Here is a 15,162-nt window from a genome sequence, read left to right on the forward strand (position 1 = left end):
GGTTTTTGGCTAGTAGGATTAACATATTTTAACTATTAATGAATCAGATAGTTGTAAACGCCTGTTTAAAACTATTCAATAAAAAGTTAGAATCAGATCACACTTTGATGGTCTGACCAGATAATCTGGCAAAATAGAATACTTATCGGCTCTGCCTTGATGAGCTAACAATAATAGAGGATGACATATGAGTGATAGACAACAGGTAACGAATTCCCGGGGCGAACGCATTGCGATTGTTGCCGGTTTACGAACTCCATTTGCTAAACAAGCCACTGCTTTCCATGGTGTTTCTGCGCTGGACATGGGCAAAATGGTGGTGAATGAGTTGCTGTCTCGCTCTGAAATAGACCCTCAACTTATTGAACAATTAGTCTATGGCCAGGTTGTTCAAATGCCTGCAGCGCCAAATATTGCTCGTGAAATCGTATTGGGTACCGGTATGAATGTCACCACCGATGCATATTCAGTTACCCGTGCTTGTGCGACGAGTTTCCAGTCGGCGGTCAACGTGGCTGAGTCAATTATGACCGGAAATATTGAAATCGGTCTAGCGGGTGGGTCAGATTCATCGTCTGTATTACCCATCGGCGTGTCAAAAAAATTAGCTCATGCATTGGTCGACCTTAATAAAGCACGCACATTTAAGCAAAAGTTTGCGATAGCACGTCGTTTAGGCTTAAAAGATTTAATGCCAGTACCGCCAGCGGTAGCAGAATATTCAACCGGTTTGTCTATGGGGCAAACAGCTGAACAAATGGCTAAGACATACAATATTAGCCGCGCAGATCAAGATGCATTAGCCCATCGGTCACACACTTTAGCGACTGAGACATGGAATTCTGGCGTGCTTCAACAAGAAGTGATGACGGCACATATTCCACCTTATAAACAGTTTATCGATCGCGATAATAATATCCGCGAAAATTCTGTGCTTGAGTCTTATGCCAAATTACGTCCTGCGTTTGACCGCAAGCACGGCACAGTGACAGCCGCAAACAGTACGCCTTTAACCGATGGTGCATCGGCGATTATTTTAATGAGCGAAGGCCGTGCTAAAGCATTAGGTTATCAACCAATAGGCTACATTAAGAGTTATGCTTTTACCGCTATCGATGTATGGCAAGACATGTTAATGGGCCCGTCTTATGCAACGCCATTAGCGCTTAAGCGTGCGGGTATGGAATTAGAAGATTTAACCTTAATTGAAATGCATGAAGCATTTGCTGCACAAACATTAGCTAACATGCAGATGTTTGGGTCTAAAAAGTTTGCTGAAGAGAAGCTAGGGCGCAATCGCGCGATTGGCGAAATCGATATGAGTAAGTTTAACGTGCTAGGTGGTTCGTTAGCCTATGGTCACCCATTTGCAGCCACTGGCACTCGCTTGATTACTCAAGTGTGTCGTGAACTTAAACGTCGTGGCGGTGGTACTGGTTTGGCAACAGCTTGTGCCGCTGGTGGTTTAGGCGCAGCAATGATTTTAGAGGTGGAGTAATGAGCATGGAAAAGACATTTAATTTAGCGCGTCGTGAAGATGGTATTGCCATTTTAACTATGGATGTTCCTGGTGAAACCATGAACACCTTAAAAGAACAATTTGGGCCTGAAATCACCGAAATACTGGCTGAGATCAAAGCTGACAGTAGCATTAAAGGTTTGGTTGTGACTTCAGGTAAGGCTGATTCGTTCGTTGCCGGCGCTGATATTACCATGCTAGCAGCATGTAAAAGTGAAGCCGACGCGAAAGCTTTGTCTCAACAAGGTCATGTGGTTTTTTCTGAACTTGAAGGGTTGTCTATTCCTGTTGTAGCCGCCATTAATGGTGCGTGTTTAGGTGGCGGTTTAGAGTTAGCGTTAGCGTGTCATTTACGTGTATGCAGTGACGATAAAAAAACAATGTTAGGTGTGCCAGAAGTGCAATTAGGTTTATTGCCTGGTGGCGGTGGAACACAGCGTTTACCTCGATTAGTCGGCATTGCGACTGCATTAGATATGATGCTGACAGGCAAACAAATTCGTCCTAAACAAGCGTTAAAAATGGGTTTAGTGAATGACGTGGTGCCAAATTCAATTTTAATTGAAACCGCAGTAGAACTGGCTAAAAAAGGCAAGCAAGCTGCTAAACCTGTTAAGCAATCTAAAATTAACCAGTTTTTAGAGTCTAGTTCGTTTACGCGCGACATCATGTTCGATCAAGCTCGCAAACAAGTGATGAAGAAAACCCAGGGTAATTACCCTGCGCCAGCTAAGATTATTGATTGTGTCCGTCAAGGTATGAACAAAGGCATGGTGCAAGGTCTTGAGGTTGAAGCGACTCATTTTGCTAATTTAGTGATGTCAAAAGAATCTGCTGCATTACGTAGTTTGTTTTTTGCCACTACGGAAATGAAGAAAGAAACCGGCGCTGAAGGTGCTTTACCGCGTAAAGTGAAAAAAGTGATGGTGATAGGCGGTGGCTTAATGGGTGGCGGTATTGCCTCTGTTACCACGACCAAAGCGAAAATTCCTGCCCGCGTTAAAGATATCTCAGAGCAGGGTTTAAGCAACGCATTATCGTATGCTTATAAATTATTAGATAAAGGCGTTAAACGTCGTCATATGACGCCAATTGCCCGTGATAATATTATGTCGTTGATGACCACAACCACAGAATACACCGGCATCAAAGACGCTGATATTGTTGTTGAAGCGGTATTTGAAGACTTAGCGCTTAAGCATCAGATGGTTAAAGATGTAGAGCGTGAATGTGGTGAACATACTATTTTTGCATCAAACACCTCATCATTACCTATTGGCCAAATTGCTGCAGCGGCAAGTCGTCCTGAAAATGTGATTGGTTTGCATTACTTCTCTCCGGTAGAAAAAATGCCGCTAGTTGAAGTCATTGCCCATAAAACCACGTCGCCTGAAACTATTGCTACGACAGTGGCATTTGCACGCAAGCAGGGTAAAACCCCGATTGTTGTTCAAGACGGTGCCGGTTTTTATGTTAACCGCATCTTAGCTTTGTATATGAACGAAGCCGCTCAACTGTTATTAGAAGGTCAGCGCATTGAGCATTTAGATCGTGCTCTAGTGAAGTTTGGTTTCCCTGTCGGCCCGATGACATTACTTGATGAAGTAGGCATCGACGTTGGCGCTAAGATTTCACCTATTTTAGAGAAAGAGCTCGGTGAGCGATTTAAAGCACCTGCCGCGTTCGATAAGTTATTGGCTGACGATCGCAAGGGTCGCAAAAATGGTAAAGGCTTCTATCAATATGGCCCTAAAGCCAAAAAAGCAAAACTGGTTGATGAGTCGGTTTACAAAGTGCTCGATATCTTAATTGCTTCAGATAAAGAATCTAAAGATGTCGCTGAACGTTGTACCATCCAAATGCTAAACGAAGCGGTTCGTTGTTTAGAAGAGGGCATCATTGCTTCTGCAAGAGATGGTGATATAGGGGCAATTTTTGGTATTGGATTCCCACCATTCTTAGGTGGACCGTTCCGTTATATCGACACATTAGGTGCTAAGAACCTGGTTGACACATTACATGGCTATCAGTCACTTTACGGTGATCGTTTTGCGCCGTGTGACACACTAGTCAAGATGGCGAGTGACGGCAGCCAGTTTTACAATAGCTAATTACTGAAAGACGTTAACCTAAAACCGCTCATCATGAGCGGTTTTTTATTGCCCTACCATTAGCGGTATAAAGATATCATCGCTCGGTAAGAATTAAGGGTGTTTGCTTGTTTGCTTGTTTGCTTTTGTGCGGAAAGGTCTGATAATAAAAATCATCATTTCTGATTCAGTTGCCATAAAAGATGTGATCAAAATACATACGGAGTCTATTTTTGCCGATTAGCGGTGTGTCAAACTTTTGGCTGACCTTTATTTTAGTAAGTAACAATCCGGCAACAATTTGCCGCTTATTTGTTATCGTATGGCATACCTTTGCCTGATTTTTAATCGAATAACGTCATTGGTTAGCGTATGATACTCATTCTTTAGTCTAGTCTTTCGGTTTAACGTTTTAGTTTAAAAAGGCTTATTTGTTTTGATTGTCTAGAGTGCCTTGAGTGTATAATGAGTGAGTTCAACTTCCTGAGGTTTGATAACTTCTTTGGTGTACGTCCTAAGGACGATATTTTTGATAGCAGAGGTTAGTGGTATGCCGGTGAGTTTGTTGGTGATTCTTGTATTATCGAGTGCAAGCAGTTGTATCGCATTTGCATTGGCAGCTTATAAGCAAGGATTAGCGGTGAAACGATGGGCATGCTTAGCATTGTTACTCGGTCCGCTGACTTATCCCTTATTTAGCGCTCATAAGCGCCTTGCTGATGTAAAGTTATTGCGTCATGGAAAGTATCGAATCGAATGCTAATGATTACGGATTACGGATTAATGATTGCTGATAGTCATAATGTAGATTAATAAAAAAGGAGCATAAGCTCCTTTTTTATTGGGTATCACGATTGGACATCGTGTGAATTACTTCCACCAAGCTTTGGCTTGGATAACTTCTAAATGATTCAACCCTTCAGGTAGCTTCACCTTTTTACGTGCTGGTTTGGCTAAACCAAGTGCGATTTTAAGAGAAGTAAACATCATATTCTCCTTAAGCTGTTTGGGTGTCTAGGACTTTAAGACCAGGAATTTGTGCAACTTGAGTATCTAACACTTTAAGACCAGGAATTTGTGCAACTTGAGTATCTAGGACTTTCAGGCCAGGAATTTGTGCAACTTGAGTGTCTAGGACTTTCAGGCCAGGAATTTGTGCAACTTGAGTGTCTAGGACTTTCAGGCCAGGAATTTGTGCAACTTGAGTGTCTAGGACTTTCAGGCCAGGAATTTGTGCAATTTGAGTGTCTAAGACTTTCAGACCAGGAATTTGTGCAACTTGAGTGTCTAGGACTTTCAGGCCAGGAATTTGTGTAATTTGAGTGTCTAGGACTTTCAGACCAGGAATTTGCGGTGTCTTGAAATTGTTTCCGTTAACAGATGCAAGATAACCAACAGACAATGCAGATAAAACTGCTAGTGTAATTATTCCTTTAATCATTTTTATTCTCTCTTTTATAATTCAAGCTCAGGGTTAAATAACAATATTATTTTGACAACTGAGTCTTAATTAGCATTTACCATGCCAAATCTTAAAGAGAATGATTTATTTTTTCATTATTGTCTGTTCAAACGTATCAAATTTGAGTTTCTCTGCTGTCAACATTAATTCAAAGTCAGCTTCCTTTATTGGTTTACTGTATATATATCCTTGAATTTCTTCGCAATTTAATGCTTTTAGTATGTTAAGTTGCGCAGTTTGTTCTACCCCTTCACCAACAACCGTTAAACCCATATTGTGCGCAATGGTAATAATTGAATCGACCATTTTAAGGTCGCGATCAGACTTGTCGATATCATCAACAAAAGTCTTATCAATTTTTAAACAATTGATTGGGAAGCGTTTTAAATACGATAATGATGAGTAACCGGTACCAAAATCATCAAGTGCCAAGCTGACGCCCATCTTAGCCAGCTGCTGCATCACCTTAATGGCTTGTTCAGGGTTTTTGATTACAGTGCCTTCTGTTATTTCTAACTCTAAATGCTTTGCTGGCAGTTTTGTCAGTCGTAAAATTGACTCTATGCGTTGTTGCAAGTCTATGAGAGCAAACTGTTTTGACGATAAATTAACAGCAACACGGCCCGTAAATAATCCAGACTCCAACCATTTTTGCGCAGCAAAACAGGCTTTGCGTAATACCACGTCACCAATTTCTACAATAAGACCATTTTCTTCAGCTAAAGGAATAAATTCATTGGGGCCAATCAAACCTAGCGTCGGGTGATTTAAGCGAACCAGCGCTTCCATGCCTGTGAGGCGATCTTTTTTAACGTCAATTTTAGGCTGATAGTAAACCTCAAATAAGTCGTCTTTTAATGCTTCTCTAATCAGATTTTCAATTTCTAATTGGCGCAAGGCATTTTGGTTTAATGATTCTGAGTAGAATTGATAACGACTCCCACCTGCTGATTTAGCATGATACATCGCGATATCGGCCTTACGCAGTAAGGCTTGCTCATTTTGTTCATCTTCAGGATAGAGCACTATCCCAATACTGATCCCCAATACCAGTGATTCGTTGTTCAGATTAAATGCGGGTTTTAAACAATTAATCACTTGAGTGGCGATAGCGGCACATGAACCGATATCTGGATGCTGATCAACAAGCAGGGCAAATTCATCTCCGCCCAATCGATAAAGACTTGCGTGCTTGGGTATAGCTAGTTTGATCCGCTCAGCTACGCCAATAAGCAAATCATCACCGATTTGATGCCCTAACGAATCATTTATGCGCTTAAAATTATCTAAATCCAACACCATCAGAGTATGATGAATGTCTTTCTTAACCAGGTTACTTAAAGTGACTTGTAAGCTCGAGCGGTTAGGTAGTCCGGTTAGCAAATCATTGTTAGTTAGTTTTCTAAGCTCTTCTTCTTGTTGCTTACGGCGGGTAATGTCTGAGAACACTCCCACGTAATGACTGGTTTCGCCTTGCTCGTTGTAGATGGCGTCAATGGTGATCTCCATCAAGAAAAAATCATCTGTGCCTTTGCAAGATTCGATTTCGCCACTCCAACGACCCTGTTGCTTTAGAATTGTGCGAATTTGTTCTGAATAACTGTCAGGGTAACGATTAAAACTCAGTGTTTCGTTAAGGTATTTCTCTTGAGTCGATGCGGTTAGTTCACAACAAGCATCATTGACTTCAACAAACTGGTATTTTTCGTTGAGGATGAACATTCCTTCTGAAATGTTCTCAATGGCGCGAGCAAATAATCGCAGTTGTTCTTCGGCTTGCTTAATATTATTGATATCTTTAATCGTGCCTGTCATACGTAGAGGTTGATCTTTTTGATCGCGTTCTACAATTTTAGCGCGGTCTAAAATCCATACCCATTGTTGGTTACGTGCTTTAACCCGATATGCTATTTCGAAATGATCTGTTAACGCATTAAAATGATCATTTAAAGCTTTAGTGACACGCTCTCTATCGAGTGGGTGAATATTACTTTCTTCGTCAGGGTTTCCTGAACGGCGACCGTCTTGAGGGAAGTCTAGTGAGCCCCATATATTAGAGCGATAAATTTTGCCACTTTCAATATCCCAATCCCACATTTCATCGCCACTGCCCCAGAGCGATAACTTTAACCTTTCTTCGCTTTGTGCGATTTGTTTTTGTATTTGCCTGCGCTTGTTAATAGCCCTTATAGTAAATAATATAATTATAAGAATAAGAGTTGAGTAAATACCTATCGCTACATTTGACAACCACCATGGTGGTGTTATTTTTATTTTTAAACTTCTTACACCCGTTTTTAAGCCTGTCAGTCTATTCTCAGCAAAGATTTGGAATGTGTATTTCCCTGCTGATAAGTTAGTATAAGTAACCGAATTATTTCCATTCGTTGACAACCAGTTGCTCTCTAAATCCTCTAAGTAATAAAAGAATTCAAAGTTACTTTTGTCTTCACCAAGGACGTTAAATTTTATTGTAAAAGGGTAGTCAGAATATTTTAATATTATTTCGTTTGAATTGTTGATGGATTTATTTAGTATTTTTCCATCAATATCTACAGGGGCGTTAAAGAGGTATAATTCTTGAAGGTTTATTTCTTTTGGTTTTTCATTAATTAAAGAGTCTATTATTTCTCTTGGTTTTATAATGCTTATGCCTTCAGCACCACCTAAAAGAACTTGGTCTCCAATTGTTAATGATGCTTGTGTGTTATACTCTTTGAGCGAACCATTATTTAATTCAAGAGTGTAGTTGTTTTTTGTTTTTGTATCAATCAAGTTAACTTCTCTATTCGAAGCGGATATTATTATAGAGTCTATTTTGCTAAGAGAGTAGATGATTTTTTTTCTATCTAAAACTATTTTTGGTTTTGCTTTTAAATCCGCATCCATGGAGTAGATTGTATTTCTAGTGCCGAAGTATATCTCACCATTCATTTCTAATAAGTTGAAAACAAAATCTTTATTAAATATGTTAGTTGTTACTCCATTTCTGTAATGGATTAAACCATTTTGTGAAGCAATCCAAAGATCTCCATTTAAAAATAATGTATCGTATATAGGGTATTCTCTTTCTGTTACAACTTCTTCGACAATATCACCTTGAAAATTAAGTATATAAACTTTCCCATCGGAAGTTGATGCATATACTCTATTGTCAAATTTATTTAAACTATATATAGGGGTATATATTACTTGCCTAACAGACTTATCCGAATTTTTTTGAATGTATAATCCTGTAGTAGTACCTATGAATGTTTTGTTTTTAAGCAGAATTAATGATTTAGGACCATGTGGCAGCTCCGCTTTTTCTGTAGATATGATTTTAAAGTTTTTGTTATAAGTTTCTATATCGCTTTCATCATTTAATATTTTAATATTTTTATTAGAATCTTTAGCTATAGCCCAAATGTTTTTATTTTTAATGTTTATTTTTTTTATATAATTATTTTTGTTAGATATTTTAAAGAAACCTTCTATATAATTTGATATGTAAGTGCTTTCATTATTGTGCTCGATAAAACTTTTGTTTAGCTTTTCTTTTTCAATATCTAGAGAACCAATTTGTTCAATAAAGTATTCGTTAATTAACTTGTGTAATTTGAAAACCTTATTATCAGATATAGCTGTGATTTCATTGTCATCGTGTGAATTTGCTTTTAAGCTTGTAAATATTGTTTTAGTTATAGGCTCTTTTTTTAATATGTTAAATAAGCCTTTTTTTGTTGCTATTAATATATCTCCACTGTTAAATTCCATATCAATACTTTCTTTGAAAAAGCTAATTAGTTTTTCATCGGAAAGTAAAAAAACTATTCCTTCGTAGTTTCTAATATAATATTTGTTATCGATTCTTATTGTTTTTTTTACTTCTTTTAATAATCCACTGTCATACTTATGTGTTATTTTTAATGTTCTATTATCATAAGATAAAAACTGATTATTCAACCCGATGAATATTTCATTGCCTTGTTGCGATATAGACCAAATGGCTTGTTCACCAATTTGATTTGAGATGCTGTTTGGGTGAAATGATTCTGTCTCTTTATTAAATTCGACTAGGCCTTTGTCTGTACCGACAAGTAGAGTGCCGTTATTATCAATGAGCAAGTTACGGATAAATGAGCTGGGTAATGATTTACCATCATCAGCAGCATAAAACTGTGTAAATTCATTGCCATCAAAGCGGTTTAAGCCATTAATGGTACCAACCCAAACGTATCCTTCTTGATCTTCAACGATAGCGGTGACCGTATCTTGTGACAGCCCGTCTGCTACACCGTAATTGGTATGGTTGAGTAGCAGGTCAAAGTTTGATTCCGTGCTCTTGTCATCAAAGGCATGTGCTAATGAACAAAAGAGTAAGCTGGCATAGACGCAGATAAAGAGTAAAATTTTAGGCATAATTGTTATTTTTGTTCTCAGTCGATGCCGCAATAAAATAGAATAATTGTCTACTTTTTCAGAAACCTGCGTCTTTGTCAAAAGCATGTTAACAAAAAAAACGAGATTGATAGATTATTGAGCAATTATTCTAAAGAAGTTGGTGTAGAGTTACTTTTTTATCAATAACTTAAGTAGCACTAAAGTTTTATATAGCATGCAGTTCAGTAAGTTGTGTTTACACTCTTTACATTGGAGAGCTTTTCAATGTTAGGGTAATACCCAGCGTTAATCACAGGGCGGTATACCTGTTTGCTCAAAAAGTAATCTGTTTAGTTAGTTCATCGTGTCAGATTGTAGAGTTGAGTTAATATTAATCAATTTGCGCATTAACATTGAGTGAATCCATTTCAATGGCTAAATGGGCTGCTTATTATATTCTTTAAATACAATAAGCATACTTAAATGATAATGTTTCGCCCAATGTTAAGTCTCTATGATCAACAAACTCATCTTGAACGCTTACGTAAAAACCGATTGATTAAAATTGAAACTTATCGGCTTGTTCCTTGAAGGCTTTTAAATCGACAATCATGTTATCAGAACGAAGGCTAGCCTGACTGTGATGTTGTTCACCACAGCTGAATAATACAAGGCGATCACAGTTTTTGCTGCGCATATGAGTCACCATAAATTTAATTAAATCTGCTCTGGTGAGTTTCATGACTTCAGCAACCACGGTTTCTCGTTGGTTAAACTGATAATCTCGGTTTCCTAAACTTACCCAGTAACGTTGGCTGCGGGTTTTTAAGTTAGTGTCATTTTCCATTATTTGGCTAATCATGCCTTGCTTGGTACTTTCCCACTGCTCATTGGTGATTTGCATCACAGCATAGTTAAAGTCAGCGATAAACTCATCAATGGCTTCAAGGAGCTGCCTAGGTCCAGTTGTAGGGGACTGTACATAAAAGATAATCCCAGGGTGCCGATTTAGTGGTAAGTAACCCGTACCAACCATATAGCCGAGTTGTTGCTTAGTGCGTAACTCGTGGAAGAATGTGGAGGACATGGTGTGATTTAGCAAACTAAATAGCGCCATTCGCTCTGGTGTTGCCGCTCGTGATTGATAATAAACGATGATGGCACTGTCTTGATGAGCAATGCTTTTTTCTCGTAGTAACGAGCCTCTTTTGTCTAAATTGACTAACTCTCTAGCAGACTCTGCACTGGGTTTAGTGACTAACGACAATAAATGCTGTAATCGTTTGCCTAGATCCAGTGTCTCTTGTTCTAACCAATCACCATAGACCAGCCCTTCAAGATAGACTTTTTTGTAGAATGCACTGACATGGTTATGCAAGTCTTCTAATGTGAAATCGGCTAACTCTTCCGCCATTCTGCCAGGTTCAAAGCTTCTTTGTTGTAATGTGACGGTAAGACTAGTAAAGAGTTGTGATATCGGCTTAGCTTGGGCTACGTTATTCCAGCTGCGCAGAATTTGCTTTTTGATCATGTTAAAGCGCTGTTCGGTAAAGTTACGTTCGCGTGCTTTATTAATAATCAAGGTTAACAGTTTTTCTTGATTACCTGTAAACCCTGTGAGGTGCAGGGTGATACCGCCTTGATGCGGATAAATATTGTAATTAAGTCCTGCTACTTCAGCTTGATAAGTCGGCTCAGTTAAATAGTCGATGAGCATTTCAACATAAAGACGTGTTAATGCCGCCTGTCTTGGTGTTGAGCTGGCTTGATCTGAGTCCAGTGATAGATACAGGTGGCCTTTCGGCACATTAAATTCATCATCCTTTTTGTGCCATATCCGGTAGCCTTCACCCTCGGCGACAATCTTAGGGGCGAAGGTATTACTTTTATCGGATCTCGCTTGCGGATTAGCGACAATAAATGGGTTTTTTTCAGGTAACTTAAGGGCTGACCTTGTAGTCACAGAGGCCCATTTTTCAAGTTGTTCTGCAGCTATTGGATTGACTTTGTAAGGTGTGTCGTACCATGCGGCTTGTTTTTCGACTTGTGATTCTTTTGCCACGGTCATTAAACGCATGTTATCGGCAGACATCATCGATAATAACTGTTTGGTTTCATGCTCCAGCATTTCATCCATACGATAGTCACCGTAAATAATGTCTTCGACGTCGTAATGATGCATGTTAATGCTGAGATGACTGGCTAAATCCAGGGTTTTAATTTGTTCTTGAAATCGAAATGCGGTGTCTAATAAGCTCGCACGTTCTTGATATCGCCATGCGGTTAAGCCATGTTGTTTAATGAGTTCAATATATTCAAATACGCAGGTGACGACTTCTTCTAATTCAGCATAGCCTTTGTCTGTGAGTTGAATACTGATTGAGTAATCTTTGAAGTTGTAACCATTAACGCCACCACCGGCAGATAAATTATTCGCCAGTCCCTGTAATTTTAAATACGACAACAAACTACCAGGACTTTCATTGCCCAGAAGGTGGCTGATGAAAGTCAGAGGTTTACGTTTGTAAAATTGATCTATTTCAGGAAGGGTAAAACAGATGCTGACCCGTTTTTGATCTTTGAGCGGTACAATTTGAATATGTTTATGTTGTTGGTCTTTATTTAATAAGGCTTCTAACGGATAGTGTTTACTTACATTTCTGTTTTTAATACCTGAAAAATATTGGTTAACAATAACCTCTAGTTCAGCAATTGGCCGTGGGGCGACAACGCAAAGCGTCATAATATTAGCGCTGTAATGCTGCTGGTAAAATGCTAATAGCTCTTGGCGAATATCTGCCTGTTTACCGGCTAAAGTGGCCAGGTTACCCACAGAAAACTTCGAAAATGGATGCTTTGGATTAACGGTTTCTTTTTGAACTTGATAAACCCGGCGAATATCATCTTTAAGCTTTAGGCTAAATTCGGATTCAATAGCATGTCTTTCGCGGTCAACTAATTCTAAATCAAATTTAGGCGCGATAAAAAATTGACTGAAACGGTCTAATGAGCCCTCTAAAGCGTCGGCATTAATGCTGTAAAAAAAGTTTGTTTGTTCTGTGCCTGTCCATGCATTGTTATTGCCGCCATGTTGATTAATGTAAGCATGGTACTCACCCGAATCTGGGTATTTTTCAGTACCTAGAAACAACATGTGTTCAAGAAAATGTGCCATGCCAGGGCGTTCAACAGGATCGTCAAAATGACCAACGCTGACCGCCATTGAAGCAGCGGCTTGGTTTGATTGCATATCTTCAACCAAAAGCACTCGTAATTGATTGCTTAATACTCGGTATTGATATTGACGATGATCGTTTTGGCTTTTATAAACTGCTGGATAATCAGGCAAAAGGAGGCTCCAGAAAACATAACTTGTTATATATTGATCTTCTTATGGGTTTTTAGCAAATAGCCGGGGCAAGTTTTATGCTTTTATCGACTAAAGTTTAGCTAAATATCGGCGATAGTAGGGTATGTTGTTACGCTATTTAGCGCTACAATTGACTCAGAATGATAATAAAAACATCCAGAGAGAAGTATGCAACTATTTTTGATGCGACATGGCGAAGCTAGTTTTGATGCACCGTCAGACAGAGAGCGTAAGTTAACTGAAATAGGCCGTATTCACAGTGGGTATATGGCTAATTGGTTAGTAAAAAATATTAGCCACTTTGATTTAGTGATTGTAAGCCCCTATTTGCGTGCGCAGCAAACGTGGCAAGAAGTCAGTAAGCATTTACCTGAGCCCCGCAAGCTGGTTGTACTTGATGACGTCACTCCCTCTGGTGATGCTAAAAGAGCCACAGATGTTGTGCTTGCTTACGCAGAGCAATACAAAGCAGACCATGTGTTAGTGATTGCTCATATGCCTATTCTCGGTTTTATGGTCAGCGAATTAGTTGCTGGTATCGAGCCGCCATTATTTGCCACGTCTGCTATTGCTCAAATAGATAAACACATGCAGCAGTGTAGCTTTGTTGCCATGACGGCCCCGCACCAAGTTGTTTCTTGATAAATTGATTGATCAATATATTTGTCTGAGATTGAATTCCAACACATAAGGTAAGTCATCACTTACCTTCATCACAGGTATAACACGACAGCTTTTATCGCTTGCACTTGACGTGGTTTAATTTCGCTTTGGATGAATCACGTTAAAGGTTAACGTCGATGAGGCTGTTCACCTATATCTATCAGTACCAGTAACGCCGCATCGCCGCCCCATTCTCTAGGCGCTTGATGAAACGCTTTTACCTTAGGGTGCTGCGCTAACCACAAAGGCAGTTGCTGCTTTAAAATCCCCGTACCGAAACCGTGCATAACACAACAGCAAATACTGCTTTGTTTAACACATGCTTGGATAAGTGCTGCTAGTTCGAGTTTGGCTTCAGATTGCCTTAAACCATGTAAGTCGAGTAATAAGTCGGGCGAATAATCACCTCGCCTTAAGCGTTTTAGCTCAAGCTTATCTGCACTGTCATTTATCCAGCGCATAGGGCCTTCGACCGGCAGCAGCGGCTGATAAGTATCCGAAAAATAGCTATCAACGTGGATTTGACGCTCTTTAAATTCGAATTGTTGTTTGGCTTTGACTGGCTGTTTAAAATGGTGGGTATCTTGCTTAAGCGGTTTGATACCGTCTATCAGTTGACTAAACAGCGACGTGTCTGAGTAATTTTCGTCTTTCATGGCGGTATTGTATTGAATTCTAGGTCATCTTAATAGACATCAGTTACAATACGGCAGAACAATTTTTTAGGAGTGTGTTTTGGATAAGATCTTTGTAGATGAAGCTGTCACTGAGTTAAGTACCATAGGTGATATGTTGCGCTGGGCGGTTAGCCGTTTTAATGATGCCAATATTTATTATGGCCACGGTACTGATAATGCTTGGGACGAAGCCATTGCATTGGTTTTTCATGCTTTACACTTACCTGAAGAAATCGGTCAGCAAGTTATTTTAAGTAACCTGACTAGCAGTGAAAAACATAAAATTGTTGAGTTAATTATTCGTCGTGTACGTGAGCGTTTACCTGTGCCGTATTTAACCAACAAAGCGCGTTTTGCCGGGCTTGAATTTTATGTTGATGAGCGTGTGTTAGTGCCTCGCTCACCGATTGCAGAAATGATTAATAACCATTTTAGCCCGTGGTTATATAACAAGCCTGTGAATCGTATTATGGATTTATGTACGGGCAGTGCTTGTATAGCTATTGCCTGTGCTCATGCATTCGAAAATGCCGAAGTTGATGCACTTGATATTAGTGAAGATGCATTAGAAGTGGCGCAGATTAACATCGAGTCACTTGATGTGCTTGAGCGTGTTTTCCCTATTCAGTCAGATTTATTCTCGGCAATTCCTAAAGGGCCGCATTACGATTTAATCGTTTCAAACCCGCCGTATGTTGATGCTGAAGATATCGGTGACATGCCAGATGAGTATCACCACGAGCCAGCGATTGGTTTAGCGTCAGGGCGTGATGGTTTAGATTTAACCAAACGCATCTTAGCTAATGCGGCCGATTACTTAACCGAAAATGGCGTATTAGTCGTTGAAGTGGGTAACTCAATGGTGCATTTAATTGAGCAATTCCCTGATGTTCCATTTACCTGGGTTGATTTTGAATTTGGCGGTGACGGCGTATTTGTATTGACCCGTGATCAGCTAGTTGAAAATGAATCACTTTTCTCTGTATACAAAGATTTTGAATAATAGAGAATAAGTTAAG

9 protein-coding genes are annotated in these 15,162 nt (G+C 39.4%); 5 read left to right on the top strand and 4 right to left on the bottom strand.

The genetic code is table 11. The features are described from left to right. Positions 1-187 precede the first annotated feature (187 nt). From fadI to ACROAE_RS11440, 3 genes are all read left to right on the top strand, one after another. Positions 188-1,498, top strand: coding sequence for an acetyl-CoA C-acyltransferase FadI (fadI, locus tag ACROAE_RS11430; RefSeq protein WP_432401804.1), 1,311 nt, complete (start codon positions 188-190; stop codon positions 1,496-1,498). A gap of 5 nt (positions 1,499-1,503) precedes the next feature. Next, positions 1,504-3,630, top strand: a complete 2,127-nt coding sequence (gene fadJ / locus ACROAE_RS11435; protein WP_432401806.1) for a fatty acid oxidation complex subunit alpha FadJ — start codon at positions 1,504-1,506, stop codon at positions 3,628-3,630. Between the two features lie 508 nt (positions 3,631-4,138). Beyond that, the gene (locus ACROAE_RS11440) at positions 4,139-4,372 is read left to right on the top strand and encodes a hypothetical protein (protein WP_432401808.1); all 234 of its coding nucleotides are present in this window, start codon (positions 4,139-4,141) and stop codon (positions 4,370-4,372) included. 234 nt (positions 4,373-4,606) lie between these two features. Here the strand turns inward: ACROAE_RS11440 and ACROAE_RS11445 are convergent, their stop codons facing one another. The 3 genes from ACROAE_RS11445 to ACROAE_RS11455 all read right to left on the bottom strand — a co-directional run bounded on the left by ACROAE_RS11445 (position 4,607) and on the right by ACROAE_RS11455 (position 12,782). Next, positions 4,607-5,050: a hypothetical protein gene (locus ACROAE_RS11445; RefSeq protein ID WP_432401810.1), complete on the bottom strand. Its 444-nt coding sequence runs from the start codon at positions 5,048-5,050 to the stop codon at positions 4,607-4,609. Between the two features lie 105 nt (positions 5,051-5,155). After that, the gene (locus ACROAE_RS11450) at positions 5,156-9,472 is read right to left on the bottom strand and encodes an EAL domain-containing protein (protein ID WP_432401812.1); all 4,317 of its coding nucleotides are present in this window, start codon (positions 9,470-9,472) and stop codon (positions 5,156-5,158) included. Between the two features lie 520 nt (positions 9,473-9,992). Then, the gene (locus ACROAE_RS11455; RefSeq protein ID WP_432401814.1) at positions 9,993-12,782 is read right to left on the bottom strand and encodes an insulinase family protein; all 2,790 of its coding nucleotides are present in this window, start codon (positions 12,780-12,782) and stop codon (positions 9,993-9,995) included. 189 nt (positions 12,783-12,971) lie between these two features. On the opposite strand from ACROAE_RS11455, the gene sixA reads away from it, so the two are divergent. Beyond that, entirely contained in the window at positions 12,972-13,445 is a 474-nt protein-coding gene (gene sixA / locus ACROAE_RS11460) for a phosphohistidine phosphatase SixA (RefSeq protein WP_160055573.1), read from the top strand. A 149-nt stretch (positions 13,446-13,594) separates the two neighbouring features. Here sixA and smrB read toward each other — a convergent pair whose 3' ends face one another. Next, complete coding sequence (gene smrB / locus ACROAE_RS11465) at positions 13,595-14,122, bottom strand: endonuclease SmrB (RefSeq protein WP_432401817.1); 528 nt, start codon at positions 14,120-14,122, stop codon at positions 13,595-13,597. Positions 14,123-14,201: 79 nt separating this feature from the next. Between smrB and prmB the strand changes: the two genes are divergently transcribed. Further along, positions 14,202-15,146: a 50S ribosomal protein L3 N(5)-glutamine methyltransferase gene (gene prmB, locus ACROAE_RS11470; RefSeq protein WP_432401819.1), complete on the top strand. Its 945-nt coding sequence runs from the start codon at positions 14,202-14,204 to the stop codon at positions 15,144-15,146. Positions 15,147-15,162 lie beyond the last annotated feature (16 nt).

It is taken from the genome of Shewanella sp. MF05960, from assembly GCF_050849305.1.
In the GTDB taxonomy this organism is placed as follows: Bacteria; Pseudomonadota; Gammaproteobacteria; order Enterobacterales; family Shewanellaceae; genus Shewanella.

Bases quoted from the DNA above. Each gene is read 5' to 3' on its own strand.
- fadI (WP_432401804.1), top strand. From the start codon at position 188: ATGAGTGATAGACAACAGGTAACGAATTCCCGGGGCGAACGCATTGCG.
- fadJ (WP_432401806.1), top strand. From the start codon at position 1,504: ATGGAAAAGACATTTAATTTAGCGCGTCGTGAAGATGGTATTGCCATT.
- ACROAE_RS11445 (WP_432401810.1), bottom strand. From the start codon at position 5,050: ATGATTAAAGGAATAATTACACTAGCAGTTTTATCTGCATTGTCTGTT.
- smrB (WP_432401817.1), bottom strand. From the start codon at position 14,122: ATGAAAGACGAAAATTACTCAGACACGTCGCTGTTTAGTCAACTGATA.
- sixA (WP_160055573.1), top strand. From the start codon at position 12,972: ATGCAACTATTTTTGATGCGACATGGCGAAGCTAGTTTTGATGCACCG.
- ACROAE_RS11450 (WP_432401812.1), bottom strand. From the start codon at position 9,472: ATGCCTAAAATTTTACTCTTTATCTGCGTCTATGCCAGCTTACTCTTT.